The sequence below is a fragment of the Thioreductor micantisoli genome (genome assembly GCF_055392745.1).
Window position 1 is genome coordinate 1576021 of sequence record NZ_AP043760.1, and the last position, 19356, is coordinate 1595376.

Annotated in this window: 19 protein-coding genes and 1 tRNA gene; 10 read left to right on the plus strand and 10 right to left on the minus strand. The window is 24.3% G+C overall.

Features of this window, described 5'->3' with window-relative positions; genetic code table 11:
• Positions 1 to 3: 3 nt before the first annotated feature.
• From ACZ5OA_RS08415 to ACZ5OA_RS08435, 5 genes are all read right to left on the minus strand, one after another.
• Positions 4 to 1242 (minus strand): HipA domain-containing protein, encoded by a 1239-nt coding sequence (locus ACZ5OA_RS08415; RefSeq protein ID WP_464907402.1) that lies wholly within the window; start codon positions 1240 to 1242, stop codon positions 4 to 6.
• Positions 1242 to 1442: a helix-turn-helix domain-containing protein gene (locus tag ACZ5OA_RS08420; protein ID WP_464907403.1), complete on the minus strand. Its 201-nt coding sequence runs from the start codon at positions 1440 to 1442 to the stop codon at positions 1242 to 1244. Before ACZ5OA_RS08420 ends, ACZ5OA_RS08415 begins: the two co-directional genes overlap by 1 nt.
• An 83-nt stretch (positions 1443 to 1525) precedes the next feature.
• Positions 1526 to 3247 (minus strand): ATP-binding protein, encoded by a 1722-nt coding sequence (locus ACZ5OA_RS08425; RefSeq protein ID WP_464907404.1) that lies wholly within the window; start codon positions 3245 to 3247, stop codon positions 1526 to 1528.
• A gap of 110 nt (positions 3248 to 3357) precedes the next feature.
• The gene (locus ACZ5OA_RS08430) at positions 3358 to 3648 is read right to left on the minus strand and encodes a type II toxin-antitoxin system RelE/ParE family toxin (protein WP_464907405.1); all 291 of its coding nucleotides are present in this window, start codon (positions 3646 to 3648) and stop codon (positions 3358 to 3360) included.
• Positions 3649 to 3903, minus strand: a complete 255-nt coding sequence (locus ACZ5OA_RS08435; RefSeq protein WP_464907406.1) for a type II toxin-antitoxin system RelB/DinJ family antitoxin — start codon at positions 3901 to 3903, stop codon at positions 3649 to 3651.
• A gap of 99 nt (positions 3904 to 4002) precedes the next feature.
• On the opposite strand from ACZ5OA_RS08435, the gene ACZ5OA_RS08440 reads away from it, so the two are divergent.
• The 7 genes from ACZ5OA_RS08440 to ACZ5OA_RS08470 all read left to right on the plus strand — a co-directional run bounded on the left by ACZ5OA_RS08440 (position 4003) and on the right by ACZ5OA_RS08470 (position 11081).
• Complete coding sequence (locus ACZ5OA_RS08440) at positions 4003 to 4650, plus strand: 16S rRNA (uracil(1498)-N(3))-methyltransferase (RefSeq protein ID WP_464907407.1); 648 nt, start codon at positions 4003 to 4005, stop codon at positions 4648 to 4650.
• Positions 4647 to 5510, plus strand: coding sequence for a tRNA (adenosine(37)-N6)-dimethylallyltransferase MiaA (miaA, locus tag ACZ5OA_RS08445; protein ID WP_464907408.1), 864 nt, complete (start codon positions 4647 to 4649; stop codon positions 5508 to 5510). The genes ACZ5OA_RS08440 and miaA overlap by 4 nt, the downstream gene beginning before the upstream one ends.
• A 63-nt stretch (positions 5511 to 5573) precedes the next feature.
• Positions 5574 to 6821, plus strand: a complete 1248-nt coding sequence (locus tag ACZ5OA_RS08450) for a YfdX family protein (RefSeq protein ID WP_464907409.1) — start codon at positions 5574 to 5576, stop codon at positions 6819 to 6821.
• 11 nt (positions 6822 to 6832) lie between these two features.
• The gene (locus tag ACZ5OA_RS08455) at positions 6833 to 7453 is read left to right on the plus strand and encodes a hypothetical protein (RefSeq protein WP_464907410.1); all 621 of its coding nucleotides are present in this window, start codon (positions 6833 to 6835) and stop codon (positions 7451 to 7453) included.
• An 8-nt stretch (positions 7454 to 7461) separates the two neighbouring features.
• A complete protein-coding gene (locus ACZ5OA_RS08460; protein WP_464907411.1) occupies positions 7462 to 8181 on the plus strand; it encodes a Crp/Fnr family transcriptional regulator in 720 nt (239 codons plus the stop codon).
• 342 nt (positions 8182 to 8523) lie between these two features.
• A complete protein-coding gene (locus ACZ5OA_RS08465; RefSeq protein ID WP_464907412.1) occupies positions 8524 to 10932 on the plus strand; it encodes a sensor domain-containing diguanylate cyclase in 2409 nt (802 codons plus the stop codon).
• Positions 10933 to 11004: 72 nt separating this feature from the next.
• A tRNA-Met gene (locus tag ACZ5OA_RS08470) sits at positions 11005 to 11081 on the plus strand.
• 5 nt (positions 11082 to 11086) lie between these two features.
• On the opposite strand, the gene amrA is transcribed toward ACZ5OA_RS08470, so the two are convergent.
• Positions 11087 to 11635: an AmmeMemoRadiSam system protein A gene (gene amrA, locus ACZ5OA_RS08475; protein ID WP_464907413.1), complete on the minus strand. Its 549-nt coding sequence runs from the start codon at positions 11633 to 11635 to the stop codon at positions 11087 to 11089.
• Positions 11636 to 11685: 50 nt separating this feature from the next.
• Between amrA and ACZ5OA_RS08480 the strand changes: the two genes are divergently transcribed.
• The 3 genes from ACZ5OA_RS08480 to ACZ5OA_RS08490 are packed head-to-tail and all read left to right on the plus strand — an operon-like array spanning position 11686 to position 15136.
• Positions 11686 to 12300 (plus strand): paraquat-inducible protein A, encoded by a 615-nt coding sequence (locus ACZ5OA_RS08480; protein WP_464907414.1) that lies wholly within the window; start codon positions 11686 to 11688, stop codon positions 12298 to 12300.
• Positions 12297 to 12884, plus strand: a complete 588-nt coding sequence (locus tag ACZ5OA_RS08485) for a paraquat-inducible protein A (RefSeq protein WP_464907415.1) — start codon at positions 12297 to 12299, stop codon at positions 12882 to 12884. Before ACZ5OA_RS08480 ends, ACZ5OA_RS08485 begins: the two co-directional genes overlap by 4 nt.
• On the plus strand, positions 12881 to 15136 hold the full coding sequence (locus ACZ5OA_RS08490; protein ID WP_464907416.1) for an MlaD family protein: 2256 nt from the start codon (positions 12881 to 12883) through the stop codon (positions 15134 to 15136). Before ACZ5OA_RS08485 ends, ACZ5OA_RS08490 begins: the two co-directional genes overlap by 4 nt.
• On the opposite strand, the gene ACZ5OA_RS08495 is transcribed toward ACZ5OA_RS08490, so the two are convergent.
• The 4 genes from ACZ5OA_RS08495 to ACZ5OA_RS08510 are packed head-to-tail and all read right to left on the minus strand — an operon-like array spanning position 15133 to position 19354.
• A complete protein-coding gene (locus ACZ5OA_RS08495; protein WP_464907417.1) occupies positions 15133 to 16533 on the minus strand; it encodes an FAD-dependent oxidoreductase in 1401 nt (466 codons plus the stop codon). The two genes, ACZ5OA_RS08490 and ACZ5OA_RS08495, sit on opposite strands and share 4 nt — an antisense overlap.
• Positions 16534 to 17235: a hypothetical protein gene (locus tag ACZ5OA_RS08500; RefSeq protein ID WP_464907418.1), complete on the minus strand. Its 702-nt coding sequence runs from the start codon at positions 17233 to 17235 to the stop codon at positions 16534 to 16536.
• Entirely contained in the window at positions 17235 to 18275 is a 1041-nt protein-coding gene (locus ACZ5OA_RS08505; protein ID WP_464907419.1) for an AAA family ATPase, read from the minus strand. The genes ACZ5OA_RS08500 and ACZ5OA_RS08505 overlap by 1 nt, the downstream gene beginning before the upstream one ends.
• Complete coding sequence (locus ACZ5OA_RS08510; RefSeq protein ID WP_464907420.1) at positions 18269 to 19354, minus strand: GmrSD restriction endonuclease domain-containing protein; 1086 nt, start codon at positions 19352 to 19354, stop codon at positions 18269 to 18271. Before ACZ5OA_RS08510 ends, ACZ5OA_RS08505 begins: the two co-directional genes overlap by 7 nt.
• Positions 19355 to 19356 lie beyond the last annotated feature (2 nt).

Consider the following 19356-nt stretch of genomic DNA (forward strand, 5'->3'; position numbering starts at 1 on the left):
TAACTATGATAGTTTTTTAATTAGCAATTCCACTCTGGTTAAAACATCTTTTATATAAATTTCCTGAAAATTTTTATCTATTTTACTTTCTTCTTCAAAAGAATTTAATATTTTTTTAGTTTTTTGCAATAATTTTTTGAATCTATTTATTAAAAAAGTATCTTTGATTTTTAAATCAAATGCTAAATCAATCAAATCACTATATTCAATTTCATCTAATTTAAAATTATCTCCTATGCTCATTGATAATTTTGTATCATAAATATTTTTATACATAACAGTATTTAAAATATCATAAAAAGGAGTTATTGAAATGCCATTATTATCTATATAAAAAGAAATATTTTTACTGTGAGCATCACTATTTCCAATAATCAAATTAAATAAAATCCAATCTAAAAATTTACTTTTTTCTTTTATTGGCTCTTTAGTATAGTTTTCTATTGCATCTGAAAGTTTTTTGATGCTAACACCTTCAATTGCAGAGTTTTCTCCAAATACTTTTTGATATTTATAAATGGGTGGCATATTTAAAAGTTGAACGCCATCAATTATATGTTTTTTAAAAACTATATCTTTTTTTTCATCATAAAATCTATCAAATCTTTTAACTAAAAGTATTTTTTCATTATCAATTTCTAAAATTTCAGTTTCATTTACTTCTAATCCCATTTTTCTAGCAAGTTTTAGAGATAAATATTCATTTTCTACTAAATTAAGTTCTTTTTTATCAAATTTTAATATATGAGTAGAAGCATATAAACCTTCTCCAAATCCCATTTTTTTATCTTTAATCATTACAGGAAGTTTTTTACCAACTCCGGCAATACTTAATCTAACTTTTCCATTCCAAACTAAAATATTTTCATAATTGATATTTTTAATTTTTTTGATTAATTCTTTACTTGAAATTTCTATAAATTGTTTAGTTTGTGTAGTAGATATTTCATTATAAAAATTTATAGCACCTGCAATATCTTGTCCTATCTCTTTTATAAGTCCAAAAGTATTATATTTTGAAATTTGCAAAAACAGAGAAATATCATCTAAATTTTCTCCCTCTGGTAAAAGATTTGTTAGAAAATTTTTTATATCATCACTATTTATAGTTTCAAAAGATAAATAAGGAGATAATTCAAAACCATTTTTAATCCAATTATCATAATAGTTTAATTCAAATTTATCATTTTCAAAAATCAACTTTCCTATTGTTTTTTGATTATAAGTAATAAATAATTTCACTATTTTTCCTTAATTTCTATTTTATAGCCAATTAAATTTAATAACTTTGCAATAGTTTCAAATCTAACACCTTTTGATTTGTTATATTCAATTTTATAAAGAGTTCGAGCAGATATATCAGCAAGTCCACAAAATTCTTCTTTTGAGTATCCAAATTCTTTTCTTTTTTTTCTTATAAGTTCCCCTATATCTTTTAACATTTTCTACCTTTAAATACAATAGTATCTATTTTTAGTAATTTTAACATATTTTACCCAAAATGAATACTTTTGTAATTAAAAATTTACATAAATCCTATTTCTTTAGCACTATCAAAAGTGGAATTTAATTCCCTTTTTATCTCTTCAATAAAATCATTCATAACAAAAATCGGATTTTCTTTAACAGCTACTTTGTAAGCACTATTTTTAACTATTATATTAATTTGCCCTCCGGTTAAATTATATTTAGCTAACTTTTCAACATCAAACTTTTCTTCATATTCTACATTTTTAGGCAACATTTTTCCCCATAATTCAATTCGTTGAGAAAAATCAGGCTTTTTGAATTCTACTTTATAATTAAATCTTCTAGAAAATGCACTATCAATATTTTCAAGTAAATTAGTCGTGGCTATTAAAATCCCATCAAATCTTTCAATCTGTTCTAGAAATATATTTTGCATCTGATTATGCATTTTATCTGCACTTGAAGCAATATTTGTAGTTCTAGAGCTTAAAAATTGATCTGCTTCATTTAAAAGCAAAATAGGCTCTGTTTTACTTTTAGATGCTATTTCTTTAAATTCATCGAAAATTTTTCTTACATTTTTTTCACTCTCTCCTACATACATTGATAAAATTTTACTGCAATCCAAGCTCAAAAGTGGTCTTTTAAGAGTTTTGGCTAAACTTACCGCCGTCATTGTTTTACCAGTCCCAGGGTAACCATAAAACATAATTTTAGCTTCTATTTTTTTACCTGTTTTTATTCCCCAAGTTTTTAGTAAATTTTGAACTTTTTTATCCATTTGTTTTAGGATTACTTGTAATGTATTTCTCGTACTTTCATTTAACACCACATCATCGAGAGTAGTCTTTGCTTCAATTAATTCAAATATTTTTTGTTCTTGCACTAAAGATGAAAATTTAATTTTATGATTTTTAGGCTTTTTATGATGGTCGGGATGCAAAAATTGTTGAAGTAATTCATCATTTATAAAAAAGAGTTTATTAAATCCTCCAAAAGCAGAAAAAAGCTCATCATAATCAATAATCCCTTCACTAATAAGCTTAGAATTTTCTTCAAAATAGTGTCTATTTTTAATTCTTTCTATCTCATCATTGCTTATAAGACTAAGTAAATTATTTATGTCTCTAAGACCTTCATCAATCCCAGTTACCTCTTCTTTAAGCAAAGTTAAAAATATAAGTTTTTCTTTATTATCAAACTTTTTTTCTTCCATAAAATCTATAACTGGTAAATCTATATCACTTAATTCAATTCTTTTAGAGATAGAATTTTCAATTAATTTAAGCTTTGCTTGAATTCGTTTAATATTTAGAGAATTTTCATTATAATCTTGTCTATATGTTACTAATTGATGATACAAATCAACTCTTAAAAACTCATCTTGAAGATATTCTAAATGGTCAGTATATGGTTTGTCTTCTTGAACAATAAGCTCTAAATTTCCATTTTCAAGTAATTTTAAAAATGTAATTGATAATGAAACTGTAGAATTAAAAAGTTCAATCAAAGTTAAGTTTGTACTTCTAAGATTTGATAAAATTAGCCATCCCTTATTTAAAAGACTTTGAATAATTTCTATTTTTTTAAGTGATTCTAATTCTTTAGATTTATAAAAATCATTTAATATTTGATATACATAATTATCTTCAATACCTGAAATATAGGCTTTTAACATATATTTTAAAATCTCGGCTTCTTCTTTTGTGCATTTTAAGTGAGAATAAATTTTTGTTTTTTCTATATCATTTTTCAAAAAGTCTAATATATATTCCAATAGCTTCCTTTTTTAGTGCAATTTTATCAAATTTGTTATAATATTCAAAGAGAGATTGGAAAAGTATTTGAGATGATTTTTAGAGATCACATAATCTTTGAAGTACTATCTTATTTAAATTTTTTATAAACTTGAGTATGTTTTCCGAGCATTGCTAAATTCAAATATTCTGTATCTACTTTAAATACTAATAACCAATCTGGTTTAATATGTACAGTTTCATAGTCTTTCATATCTCCATTAAGGGGATGTCTTTTATATTTTGCATCAATTTCTACTTGTTTTTGTAAATTTTCAATAACTTTTTTTAAATTTTCAAAATCATCTTTTAAATAGTTTCCACTTTTCTGATCTCTTTTAATATCTTTTTTAAAAGAATTTTCAGTTTTAATTTTTAACATTTAAATACCTAAATCTTTGAATAATTCTTCTCTGTTTTCATAAGTTTGTATATTTTTATTTTTTTCAATATTATCAATTCTTTTTTCCAATTCTTTACTTGGCAATTTTAAATCAAAAGGAATACCTTTTTCCATTGCTACTTTGGCTAAAAATATATTTACTGCATCTCCAAAATTTAATCCAAGTTTTTGAAATACTTCTTTTGCTTGATTATAAAACTCTTTTTCTACTCTTACACTTGTTTGCATTTTCATAATAACCCCTTTTTATTTCATTATACTCCAAATGGGGTATAAAGTCAATTTTTAAATTATAAATACAAATTTGCTATAATTATACAAAAAAGGTTATTAATGCAATTCATTTATGAAGAAAATCCTCAAAATAGTATGATAATCACAGGAGATAATTACAAATATCTTTTTAAAGTTAGAAGAGTAAAAGTAGGAGACGCAGTTAATATTACAAATTTTAATGGTATTATTTACAAATATAAAATTACAAATATTTCAAAAAAAGATGCAAATTTACTTAAAATAGATGAGTTTAAAATAGAACAAGAATTAAAACCTTTTCATTTAGGATGGTGCAAAATTGATACAAAAAATATCGAAAAAGTTTTGCCAACTCTTAATGAAATAGGAGTAACAAAAATTACTTTTATTGAATGCGACAGAAGTCAAAGAAACTTCAAATTAAAGCTTGATAGAATTACAAAAATATTAATAAATTCAAACCAACAATGTGGAAGAGTTGAAATAATGAAAATTGATTTTTGTGAAAGTTTAGATGAATTTTTAGAAGCTAACCCAGATGCAAAAGTATTAGATTTTGGTGGTGAAAAGATAAATGAATATTTTGAGACTGCAGTTGTAGGATGTGAAGGTGGATTTAGTGAAAGAGAGAGAACATTATTTAAAAATAGATACTCTTTTGATACTGATTTAATTTTACGAAGTGAAAGTGCAACAGTTGCAGTTGCATCTAAGGTGCTACTTTGATAGCATTAATTGGTCCTACGGCAAGTGGTAAAAGTGATCTAGCAATAGAATTTGCTGGAAAGTATGGATATGAAATTCTATCTCTTGATTCACTTTCAATCTACAAAGAAATAGATATAGCAAGTGCAAAACCCAGCCAAGAAGAACTTAAAAAAATAAAACATTATGGTGTTAATGAAATTTATCCAAATGAAAAATTTGATGTAATGAAATTTATAGAAATTTATGAAAAAATAAAAGATAAAAAAATAATAATCGTAGGTGGAACTAGTTTTTATTTAAAAGCAATGCTTACAGGTATTTCACAAATGCCAAAAGTGAGTGTTGAGATAAAAAAAGAAGCTCTTAAATATAATTGGGAATTTTTAAATAAAATTGACAAAGAATATGCTTCAAAAATAAAACCTCAAGATAGTTATAGAGTTACTAAAGCCATAGAAATTTATCTTTCAACAAATACAATTCCATCTATTTATTTCAAACAAAATCCTCCAAAGCCAATTATTGAAAATTGCCAAATTTATGAAATTGCAGTTGATAGAAGTCTATTACGAGAAAAAATAAAATTAAGAACCCAGAAATTGCTTGAAATTGGACTTGTTGATGAAGTAGCATATTTAGAAAGTAAATATAGAGATAGGAAATTACCAGCCCTCAAAGCTATTGGGATAAAGGAAGTTTTAGATTATTTCAATGGAATTTATGACAAAGAGACTCTAAAAGAAAAAATCATCACAAACACCGCTCGCCTTGCCAAAAGACAACAAACATTTAATAAAACACAATTTAAAGATAAAATATCTTTACCACTTGAAGAATTGAGACAAGAATTACTAAAAAAACTTCCAAATGTTAACTAACTAACAGACAATAATTTTATTTTTTAATACAATAAATTTTCTATAAAAAATTAAAGGATAAAAATGAAGAGATTTATAAAATGTTCTGTTATTGTAAGTGCATTATTGATGAGTTCTGCATTTGCGACTGAAGTCAATGAAACAGCCAATAACAAAGTAGATAAACCTATGATGATAGCACAAAATGAAGTAGAAGTTTCTAAAACTGCTACGAAAATTATGTTATCACTTGCAAATGCAAGAGGTTACATCGCACATAAAGATGCAAAAAAAGCAAAAGAGAGTTTACAAAAAGCTCTTGTTAGTATTGATACTATTGATGATCAAAAACCTACAAGCAAAGTTACAAATCTTATTGATATTGCAAAAAAACACTTAGGATATGAATCTTCAAAAGAAGTAAAACAAGATTTAATTCCTATTGCTTACAACATAAATGAATTAGTAGATGTTAAAGCTGTAAAAATAGCTAAATCTCATCTTGAAAAAGCAAAAGAATATCTTGGTTTAGATAAAAAAGCAAAAGCAAAAAAAGAACTTGAAGCAACAGAAGCTGCTGTACAAGTTAAAGGCTTATATCTTCCAATAAATAAAACAAAAGGCTATATTCATATAGCTCTACAATATTTAAATTTAAAAGATTTTACAGATGCTGATGCTACATTAAAAAAAGCTGAAAATAGCCTTGTTGTTATGTCAGTTATAGAAACTGGTCCGATTAACAATGCTAAAAAAAGTTTTTATAAATCAATGGTTGATTATTCTCATGGAGAATATGCCAAAGCAAAAGATGACTTACAAAAAAGCAAACAATGGCTAGAACAAGCTTCCCATTCTTCAAGTGAAACTGTAAGAGATGAGGCAAATAAACTTTCAGAAAAAACAGATACTCTAAAAAAAGAGATATCTCAAAAAAATGACAATGTTAAAGAAAAGCTTAGTGCATTATGGCATAAAAGCAAAGCTTTAGCACAAAGAGAAAATGCAACATTAGGAACAGATTACTCTTTACTTAGCACTAAAACAACAACACAAAAAGCACTACTTGATGCAAGACTTCATCTCGAATATGCAAAAACAGAAATGTTCATTGCAGGAACAAACGATGAAGTAAAACAAGAATTAAACAAAAGCATCCAAGATTTACAAAAAGCTTCAAAAACAGCAGATACAAAAACAAAAAATGCTATAATATCACTAGAAAAAGAAGTGAATGGGCTCAAATCAAATATATCTCAAAAAAGCTCTGTTATGAAAGAAAAATATAATAAAGCAAAAACAAATATAGAACAAACTATCAAAAACATATAAAGGAAAATAAAATGTCATATAAAGATAAAATAAAAGAACAAGTAAAAGCCATAGTAACTACTGGAAAAGATGTAGAAACTAATATAATTACTACAGTAAAAAAAGATTATGCACAAACTATAGAAGATTCTAAAATAGCAGGACAGTCTCTTCAAAAAGTAACTTACGAAACTCTTGAAGGTATAGAAGAAGGTTTAAAATCTACTACATACAATACAAAAGAGATTTTAAAAAAATCTTCTGATGCTATGGTAGAAGTAGTGAAAAAAAGTGCAAATGCAAGCATTGATGCAACTGATAAACTTTTAGAAGAAACAAAAACAAAACTTTATGAAAGTACAGACAATGCAAAAAGTACTGCAAAAGACAAAGTAGATGCAGCCTATGAAGCTTTGCATCAAAAAACAGAAGCAGAAAAAGAACATCTTAAAGAAGTTGCTAAAGGAATACAAGAGTATTCTAAAGAAAAAACTCATAGTATATTAGATTCAAGTGTTCAAAAAGCAAAAGACGCAATTGCACATACAGAAAAATCTTTTAAAGTTCACAGCAAAAGATTTTTGGATAATATTGAGCAAAAAACAAGTTCATTTAACCATGCTTTAATAGAAAAAATAAAAAAACATTTATAAGAAATCATATGACATCAACTTCACCTTTTTATGAAGAAACATTTTCAGCTCTTTCTTCTTTTGAGCTTTTTAATGGTGTAGATAAAAAAACATTAGATACAATACTCAATGACTTTACATATATAACATTGAAAAAGTCAATGATTTTAGATGATGAAATTGGTATGAAATATCTTCATATAATTTTAAAAGGACGATTAAAAATAACAGAAGTTAATCCCAAAAATGCTAGAACAATTACTCTATTTTTATTAAAAGAAGGAGATGTATATGATATTTTTCCTCTTTTGGATGGGCAAGGACATATTACTCAACCAATTGTAGTTGATGATATGACTGCTCTAAGAGTTCCTATGGAGCGAGCAAGAGAGTTATTAGAAATTCATCCTGAATTTAATCGTAATTTTTTACCCTATATTGGCCAAAAAATGAGAAAGCTAGAAGCTTTTTCTAAAGAAATTGTTTTTACAGATACACTTTCAAGACTAGCTTCGCTAATATTAAAAAACACTATAACTACAAAAGATGATGATAAAGAATATCATTGCGTCAAACTTATAAATGATTTGTCACATGAATCACTAGCAGAGATGATAGGCTCAGTTCGTTCCGTTGTAAGCACCCAAATGCAACATCTAAAAAATGATAAAATCATTGCTAGTCAAAAAGGTTCTCTTATTGTTAAAAATTTAGATAAACTTAGAAAAAAGTGTGATTTATTCAAATAAAATACTCAATATTATCTACAAACTTACCTCCATCATTTTATTTCAAACAAAATCTTCCAAAGCCAGTTATCTAAAATTGCCAAATTTATGAAATTGCAGTCAATAGAAATATATTAAAAAAAAGAATAAAATCACGAATTAATAAAATATTTAAGATGTGACTTATTGATGAAGTAGCATACTATCCCTTAAAACTATTGAGACAAAAAAAGTGTTAGATTATTTTTAATAGTATTTATGATAAAAAGATTTTAAAAGAAAAATTATTAGAATAATAAAAATTATTATTTAAATTTTATTATTTTTTAGATACAATATGAAATATATATAAAAAGGTGCTTCATGTTAAACTTAATAAATAATATAGATATAGCATTAATTATAAAAAGAAATAATTTCAAGACTTCTTTTACACAGCAAATATTAAATATCTTCGAATGTAATGAAAATGAAATTGAAAAAAAATTATTTGAAATAAAAGAAATAAAGCAATTTATAGCATCAAATCAAACAGATATTTTTTTTGATAAAGTTCTAAGAATAAATGAAAAAAATAAAAAATTAGAATTTATAGGATATAAAGATGAAGATCTACTTTCTATTATAATAATAGATGTTACAATTATACATCATTCATATCTAATATCTAAAACTCTTTTTAAATTAAATAAATTAATTCATATAAAAGAAGAAAATGAATTATTTCAAAAAACAGTAGATCTTATTTTAGAAAGTGCAAATTTTGATGCTACTTTTATTATGATAAATAAAAATAATATTCTAAAGCCAATAGCATGGGGAAATACAGTAGAAGATAATTTAAATTGTATAAAAAATATACAAATTCCTCTAAATGGAAAATCGCCTGCTTTAAATACTCCAGTAGCACAAGCTTTTTTAAGAGGTGAAATTGTAATTAATGATAATAGTAAAATTAATCCAAATATAGAAGTTCTAAAAGATGAAATGTTGAAAAAAGATTACTTAAGTTCTATTGGAATACCTATTTTCAAAAACAATAAACCTTATGGTGCTATTTGTATTTGTCATAACGAAATTAACTTTTTTAGTAAGTTTAAAGAATTATTCAATGAAATATCAAATATTATTTCATATGTTTTAGATATCATAGAAGAAAATAAATTTACTAATATTTTAAAACAAGCTATTGATATAAGTTATGAATGGATAATAATTACTGATAAAAAAGGAATAATTTTATACATAAATGATATGGTAACAGAAAAAAGTGCTTATTCAAAAGATGAACTAATAGGTAAAAATACAAATATTTTTTTGAAAAATAATAAAATATACGAAAGTATAGAACATAAAATGAAAAATAATGAAATATATGAAGATATAATAAATTATAAAATAAAAGATAATAAACAATTATTTTTTTTAAGTAAATTTATTCCATATAATAATTATGTAATTTATATGGGAAAAGATATTACAAATGAAAAAAAATATAAAAAATTATTAAATAACATGAAAAATAGAGATAGCCTTACAGGATTTTTAACAAAAAATGCTTTTATTAAAGAAGTACAAAAAACAATAACTTTATCCCTCAATAAAAAACATTTATTAATAACAACGGATATTAATAATTTTAGCTATTTTAATATTGAATATGGTAAAAGGATTGGAGATTTATTATTTGTTGAAATATCAAAAGATATAAATAAAATTCTTAATAAATATGAAAACAACATTATAATAGCCAAAAACAATGATGGATTTTTAGTTTTTGTAGAAGATATACAAAATGAACAATTAATTGAAGTAAATAAAATTCTTGAATACTTTTTCAATAAAACCTATATTATAGATAATTTAAAATTAGTAATAGACTATAATGCAGGAATTTCTATATATCCAAAAGATGGGAAAAATATAAATAAATTATTAGAACTTGCTAATATTGCCTTAAAAAAAGCAAAATTAGAAGGAATAAATAATTATACATTTTATAATAATGAATTTTTAACTCAAATAAAACACCAAAAAAATGCAATTGCTTTAATCGAAGAAGCTTTAAAAAATGATGAGTTTATTCTATTTTATCAACCACATATAGATGCACAATCACAAAAAATAATTGGAGCAGAATCACTATTAAGAATTAAAAAAAATAATGAAATCATATCTCCTTATCATTTTATAGAAGAATTGGAAAAAAGTAATTATATTCAACAAATAGATATGGATATTTTAAACAAAATTGATAAAAAACTTTCACAAACAAATTTAAAAATTTCTTTTAACTTATCATTAAAATCATTTAATAATGAGAATATTATAAATAGAATTATAGAAATAGCTCAAAAACATCCAAATAAATTAGAGGTAGAGCTACTTGAGAGAACTTTAATAAACGACAGTGAATATACAAAAGAAATATTAAATAAATTTAAACAAAACACTATTTTGATTGCTATGGATGATTTTGGAACTGGATATTCATCTTTGAGCTATTTAATAAAATTTCCTATTGATATATTAAAAATAGATATATCTTTTATTCAAACAATGTTAACAAATAAAATATCTTTTGAAATAGTAAAAACTACTATAAATTTATGTAAAGAATTAAATATAATATCAATTGTAGAAGGTGTAGAAACAAAAGAACAATATTTAGTACTAAAAACATTAGGATGTGATTATATTCAAGGATTTTATTTTTATAAACCTATGAATGAACAAGATTTTTTAAAATTATTGAATTCTAAAATCAAGTAAGAAAGTCATTTATTACTCATTATTGCTTGACAATTAAACTCTTTTTTATTATAATTTCGTCTCTTCAAATATGGTGAGGTAGCTCAGCTGGTTAGAGCGCTGGTCTCATAAGCCGGAGGTCGACGGTTCGAGTCCGTCTCTCACTACCATTTATTTAATTTTCCTCAACAATTTCAGCTTGATAAGTATAAATTACCGGATGATAATCAAGACAATTTTTATCTATTCCAGCTTTTAGGCATAAATGTGCGAAAAATAGTTCAAATGAAGGCAATTCTTCCCAAACAGATGGTAAAAATGTAGCTTGTTTATCACCCAAAATCAAAATAATCCCATCCTTATTTGTAATTTTTCTTTTTAAATCTATTTTATCTGTATATTCTAATATTTCTGGAATTGTAAGAATACTGATTTCTATATGAATTTTTTCATATTCTTCTAGTGTTAAAGGATAAAATCTTGGATCTGCAAAAGCAGCTTGCTTTGCATTATAAATAACATCATCAATAAGTAGCTTTCTTGGAAGAATTGAGCCAATACATCCTCTTAATTGATTATCTATTTTAAGTGTTACAAATGTTGCCCTTTCTTCCAATAAAAAAGGATACTCTTCAACTAATTTATCTCTTTTGATAATCTTTTTATTTTCAAGCTCTTCTAAAATAGATTCTCTCGCTATTTTAAGTAATATTTTTTTATTCATTTTTACTCCTTCTAATATTATATAACTCAATTATACAAAATTTTGATAAAATGTCAATAAAAAGGCATATCATAAAAACAATAGAATGTAAGTTTTGTGGAGAGATTTTACACTTACCAAAAATAGATAAAAATAGTGAATATATCTGTCCAATTTGTAAAAATAGAGTCTATAGAAGTGGAAAAGATATCAGGCTTGTATTATTCTTAGCTTTAACTTCTATGTTTTTAATATTTATTTCTATTTCTTATCCACTCTTAAACATTAGTATCTTAGGTATCCATAAAAACTTGTCTATTTATGATTCATATTTTTTATTATTAAACAATAATCTATTTTTACCTGCATTTATTTTATTAGTTACCATTTTTATAATTCCTATTATGATGCTTTTTTCAATTATTATCATAACAGGATTTGCTCTATTTCATAAAGATTTAGTAAAAATAGCATTTGTTTTTAAAGTTTATAATTTTTTAAAAGAGTGGAATATGGCAGAAGTCTATTTAGTAGCTGTCTTAGTCTCTATAATAAAACTAAAATCTATTTCTTTAATGAAAATAGATATTGGATTATATCTATTTTTTCTATTTTTATTTACATTTCTTTTAACAGTTAGATTTTTTAATCCTCAAGATGTTTGGCATAAGGAACTAACCAAATGAGAACAAAAGAAAATAATCAAGTATTTTGTAATGTATGTGCCTCGCTCCAATCTACAAGAGAAAAATGTAAAAGATGTGGAAATAGAATATATACTAGAAAACCCTACTCTTTACTGAAAACTTCTCTTTATACATTGAGTGCTTTTATTATGCTAATTCCTGCTAATTTACTCGATATGATGAGTAGTGTAAAATTGACTGTAGAATATCCACAAACTATTTGGGGAGGTATTATGTGGTTTTATGAAGAAGGAGAATATTTCTTAGCTTTTATAATATGGTTTGCCTCTATTTTTATTCCAATATTTAAAATATTATCTCTTGTTTGGCTTATAATAATGGCAAAAATAGGAAAAAATAGATTTAGCTATTTTTCTACAAAATTATATAAAATAATAGATTTTATAGGAAAATACTCTATGTTAGACATATTTGTTGTTACAATTATGACTGGATTTTTACAATTTGGAAATTTAATACATGTAGAAGCCAGAGGAGCTGTTATTCCTTTTGCACTAGTTATTATATTTACAATGTTAGCAACTCAAAATTTTGATACAAAACTTTTATGGGATGAAAAATGAAACAAGCAATAAAAAAGAAAAAATCAATTATATTTATTTATTGGATAATACCGATAATTGCCATAATAATAGCAGTAATTATGCTAAAAGATAAATATGAAACAAAAGGTAAACAAATTACACTTATTTTAAACAGTGTTAATGGACTTAATATAGAACAAAAAAGTCCTATTATGTTTAATGGTGTAAAAGTTGGAAATATAGATAATGTAAAAATAGATGAAAATAATTTTAATCATTTTAAAGCATATTTAAGTATGTATAAGAAATATGATTATTTAGTAAAAAAAGGGACTAAATTTTGGAAAGTATCTCCCGAAATTTCACTTAATAAAGGAATCAAAAATTTAGGAACCATTATTACCGGAAGTTATATCGAAATATTACCTCCAAAATTAGCAAAAAAAGAGCTTATGAAACTACCTAATCAATATAATTTTATAGCCTTAGATACACCTGTATTAAATGGAATTACAACAACAATTAAAACAAAAAATTCTTCATTTTCGATCGGAACTATATTGATTTATAAAGGAATTCAAGTAGGGGAAATTATAGATAAAAACCTTCAAAATGATTACATTTATTATACAGCTATTATCTATGATAAATACAAAAATATACTATCACAAGATACAAAATTTATCCCTTTAAACTCATTAGAGTTTCAAGCATCCCTAAAAGGTATTAAATTCACAATACCTTCACTTAAAAATTTAATCACAGGTGCTATAAAAATACAAACTACAATAAAAGGCACTAAACCTAAAAAAGAATATTCACTTTTTATACCTAAAACAATTTTAAAAGGATATAAATTTACCATCATTTCAGATGAAAAATTGGCTTCATCATTAGTTTATAAAGGTTTTGATGTAGGAAAACTTATAAAAAGTGAGCTTATAAACAATAAAATTTATAATCACTTTATAATTTATGATAAATATCAAAATTTAATAAACAACTCTACTCTTTTTTATAAATTAAATGCTATAGAATTAAAAGCATCACTAAATAATTTTTCTTTACAAATTTCAGATTTAAAAAGTGCAGTTTTAGGAGGAGTTAGTTTTGTTACACCTAAAAAAATATCTTTAAATAAAAAAAGATTTAGAGTCTTTAAAAGTAAAAATAGTCTTGATGAATATCTTTATGAAAAAAGTGGTGCAAAAATAATTACACTTCTTACAAAAAATTTAGACTTTATCAAAAAAGATACACTTATAACATACAAAGGCTTAACTGCTGGAAAAGTTATAGATTACAGATATAATCCAAAAAATAATTATATTAAAGTAAAAACTTTAATTAAAAAACCATTTATAAAATTAATCAATAAAACTACCAAATTTTATACAAAAAGTGGCATAAATATAAAAGCCGGATTAAATGGCGTGAAGATTCAAACACCAACCGTTAATTCACTTGTAAATGGAGAAATTTCATTTGTTACAAAAGAAGATAAAATAGATAATACAAAAACTTTCACCCTATTAAAATATGATGAGCTAACTAAAAGAAACTATTTCACAATTAATTTAATAATGGATAAAACAAATGGAGTAAAACAAGGATCAAAACTAAAATACAAAGGCTTTACACTCGGAAGTGTTGAGAATATAATTTTTGACAAAAATATTACGACAATTATAAAAATAAATAAAAAATATAAATACTTTTTTGGTAAAAATTCAAAACTCTATTTAGAAACTTTCCAAGCTGGATTAAGTGGTATCAAAAATCCTGATTCTATTGTTTTTGGCTCAAAAATAGTTTTAATAGCTGATAAAAATGATGGGTTCAAAGATAAATTTATACTGGACAGCATAAATCCTATTAATTCATATTATCAAAAAGGATTAAGAATTGTTTTAAAAGCTTCTTCAAAAGCTGGACTGAATGTAAATTCACCTATTTATTATAGAAAAGTTAAAATCGGACATATCGAAAAAATAAAACTTTCTAAAACTGCCCAAAATGTAGAAATATTTATTTTTATAAAACCAAAATATGAAAATATAATAAGAACAAATTCTAAATTTTTTAATACAGGAGTATTGGCTATAAAAGCAAATCTTTTAGGAATAAAAATAAAAACTGGAACACTTGAATCAATGATAAAAGGAGGAGTTGAGATAATTACTCCTAATCATCCAGGTCAAAAAGTTAGAAATGGTGCTATTTTTAAACTTTATAATAAACCTGAAGTTGAGTGGTTTGAATATAAACCTAAGTTGAAAATGGGTATTTAAACACCAAAAACAACTTTTCCTAATTCTTTAGGATATCCTCTACTCTTTGCTAATTTCATAGCTAATTCATCTACTTCTTTTGTATCTAAATTAATTTCTTCTAATTTTTTTATAGAGTTTTTATCTAAAATTCCAAATTTTATAAGTTTTTTTACAATCTCATCTGCCATTGCAAAAACTGATGAAGCTTTTACTATTTCACATCGTGCATATTTATCTCCATCAAAAGATATTTCAGCAGCTCTAAGTGTTTCATCCTTCCCTGGAATTTGTTGTGCTCCATAAAGCGGTTTAAAAGCTTCATTTGCGCTGCTAAAAGAGGGAATAAAGTTTGATAAATGATTTACTGCTTTTTTAGTTCTCTCTTCTACTAAATTTTTATCCCAACCTTTTTCTATAATTTCTATAAATTTTTTATCAAGTTTTGGTTGAGATGAGTTGTTCTCACTTTTTACAAGTCCATTATCAAAAAGTGTAATATCTTTTGTCATTGCATGAAGTTGAAAATATCCTCCAAAATATGGTGTGAATTGTCCCATTCCTTTAGGTGTTCCCCTCTCTCCGTGAAAAATAATTTCTGGCCAAAATGGTTCTTTGTTTTCCCATTTTGTTACATAAGCTGCCTTAAATTCTACAAATCTTTCTCTTTTTTTATTTAAAGAATCATCAATCTTACCACTCTCAAATCCAGCAGAATTAATCACATAATCAAACTCTTCTTTGTTTAGTTTATTATCTTGAAAATATTTTATTTTAAATTTTTTATCTTCTTTTACTTCTAAAACTTGTGAATTTAATTTAAGTTTTGCATTTGGAAATTTTTTTAAAATCAAATAAGCACTTGCCCCTATTCTAAACACATTTAACCCATATTCTTGAACTAAAATAACAGGAAATTTAAGTTTTTCTAAATCTACATTTTTAGCAAAAGGCACCATCCAGTCATCTAAAGTTTTTGGAGTAGTAACATTTTTTTCTTTTAGTTTTAAAATATCATCTTTTGAATATAGTTTATAATAATCTTCTACTTCTCCTAAAACTTTATTTTTTCTATCTTCATTTATTAGTTTTTGATACTCTTTTTTTAAAAGTTCTAATCTCGGAAGTAAATCTTGGGAATTTCCTTTATCAAAAGTAGGAGTAGCAATTATTGTAGGTCTAAAATCTATAGCTTTTGGATAAAGTCTAAGAAGTTCTATAGATTCTTTTAGAAGTTGTATGCATTGATTATCTGAAATTTCTCTATAGAGATTCCCACCTGCATGTAAATGACACATCGGAGGTCCATCAACAAGTGATTCTTTTTTTTCAAACAAAGTTACATCAAGTCCTAAATTAGCTAAGTAAATAGCTGCACTACTTCCAGCAATACCACCACCAATAATTGCTATTTTCATCTATTTTTTCACTTTCAAAATATATGTAAAATCTTTGCTTTCATCAAAAATATTTTCAAATCCACTCGTTAAAATCAACTCTATTTTATTGTCTATTATTAGATATCTATCATGTAAATTTCTAAAATCTGTATTTATTTTATCTTCAGATATTTTCCAATCTTTATAAATATTTTTTATTTTAGTTATATCACTTTGATTAAAATGATTATTTGTATAATATATATTTAATTTTCTTTTAGGAACAAGCTGTTCAAAAAAATATTTAGTTCTTTCCCAATGTAACCTAAAATATTTATCATAAATAAAAATATGATTTGCATTTTCGAGTAGATTTTTAATGTGCTCTTTTCCTTTTTCTCTATCTTCCTCTTTATAAAATGTAGATGTAAAATTATTTTCTATCTGATCATTCAAGATATTAATATATGGAAAAGTATCTATAGTAGTATTTAAAATCGTTTTAAATAAAGTCATTTTTGCCAACTCTTCTAGCGATTGATTTATAAGACCACTCTGAGCCAACTGCTGAAATAGTATACTATCTGAGATACCAGCTCTTTTTAATTGTTCTATATTTGTAATATATAGTTTATAGTAATGCAAAAGTTTTTCTATATAAATATTATTACAAGATATATTATTTTTAAAATTATAAAACTCTTTTAACAGTTCATCACTCAATACCAAAGATTTACTCACTACATTATCTCCAATAATTCATCCAAAGTTGAATCAAAAAAACCTGAAGGAAAATCTATTTTTTTAAAAGTGTCATCTGTAAAATGACCACTTTGATTTATAAGTAATTTATCAAAATTTGTAGTTATATCTTTTTTATAATAAATCACAATTTCATCACTTTTTATGTTGTTTTTATACACATTATATCTCATTTTGTTAAGTATATGTTCAGAATGAGTTTCTATTATGAGTTGGATACCTGCATTACTAAGCATAATAAAAAAATCACTTATTTTTGCTTGTGCCTTTGGGTGTAAGTGTATTTCAGGATTTTCAATTATCAAAATATTGTTTTTTTTACAACTAAGACCCATAATTAAAATCTTTGCTAAATAGCTGTTACCTGCTCCAAGATTAAAAGGGGATATATCTGTAAGTCCGTCACTTTGAAAAGTCACTTTTATATTTAAATCTGTTATCTTTGATGTTTCTATTCTTAAATCTATATCAAGAATATACTTCAACCAATAACTAAGCTGTGCATCTAAGGTATTATGTTCTTTATATCTTATTAATTCATCTATGATTTTTTTATCTTTATTTTGTTCAAAATATCCAAATACATATTTGCCATCTGTACCAAATTTAATATTTTCATCAAGTTCAGCTATATCTTCTTGACCAATTCTATTTGCAGATATATAGAAAAGATTTTCTTCAAATTTTAAAAGATTACTAGTTGAAGGTCTCCTACTCTCATAAATAGGATTTTTTGATGATATTTTTAAACTACTCTCGAAAATATCATCTTCAACAATATTAAAAGAAATACTTTTAGCATTTTTATATTTATTTCTAACTGCATAAAAATTTGAGAATTTTTTAATGTAAACATCTAATAATCTACTTTTAAAAGTAATAGAAGATAATAACAACAATGCTTGAATAACTGTTGATTTACCAGTTGAATTAAGACCTGTTAAAATTGTTATATTCTTCATATCAAATTCTTGTAGATCTATACTTTTAAAATTGTTAATTGTTAATTTTTTTAACACAATTTCTCCCTTAATTCTATTACTTTTTGAAATCTATATGTAACATTTGTTGAACTATCTACACTATTTACAAAATTTTTACTACTATCAAATTCTTGTTTCAAATTTATTACTTCTTTTTTAAGTTTATCATTATCCTTAATATCACACATAATTACATATAGATATGATAATGACTCAAATAGTGGCATATTAATTGGTCTTTTATTTTGATTGTAAGTATCAAACCTAAATCCGTCTCCATTAAAAAGTTTATATGATAAAGTCATAGATTTTATAAAAATATCTTTCAAATAAATAATATCTTCATAATTATCAAAAGAATTTAAATATTCCATAACATAAGCTAAAAAATCATCAATATTACTTTTATACTCTATTTTTATTTTTTTTGTTTGAAGTAAATAAAAGGCTATAAATCTTAGTATGATATATCTATCTTTCATTCTTGTTGATTTTATACTATTTCCTGTAGCTTGTTTAAATATCTCAAGTTCTGCCAACTCTTTTAAAAGTTTTGTAGAATGACCTTGATATAAAGCATTTCTCATTTCTTGGTTATTTAGTTGTGTTCCACCTCTATTTACTCTATCAAATATATCAAATTTTACTCTTTCAGGTGTTGGTGGTTGTATTACATACGCCATAATTTGATAATCTTCTATCTTTGCTTGTAGTAATGGATTTAAATCATCAAATTTTTGTCCATTTAAATCTGATAACATTTTTAAATCACCTAAAGAAAAAACACCATTTAAATAATCCATAAAAGTAGTAATCCTTTGTCGTCCATCAACCACCTCTTTTTTACCATCTTTTGTTTCAAAAAGATATATCATAGGAATAGGTATTCCCATCAAAATAGATTCAATAAGTTCAGATTTTTGTTTTTTAGATTTCCAAATACTTCCTCTTTGAAAATCTGGATCTAGTACAATATCCTGTCTTTTAATATCTTCATATTTTCTTTTTAGTTCAAAAATACTATATTGAACTTTAGAGATTTTTACTGTAGCATTTGGATAAATATCAGTTGTGTTAATATTTAAACTTTCCTCACCTTCAAATTCTTTTACCATTT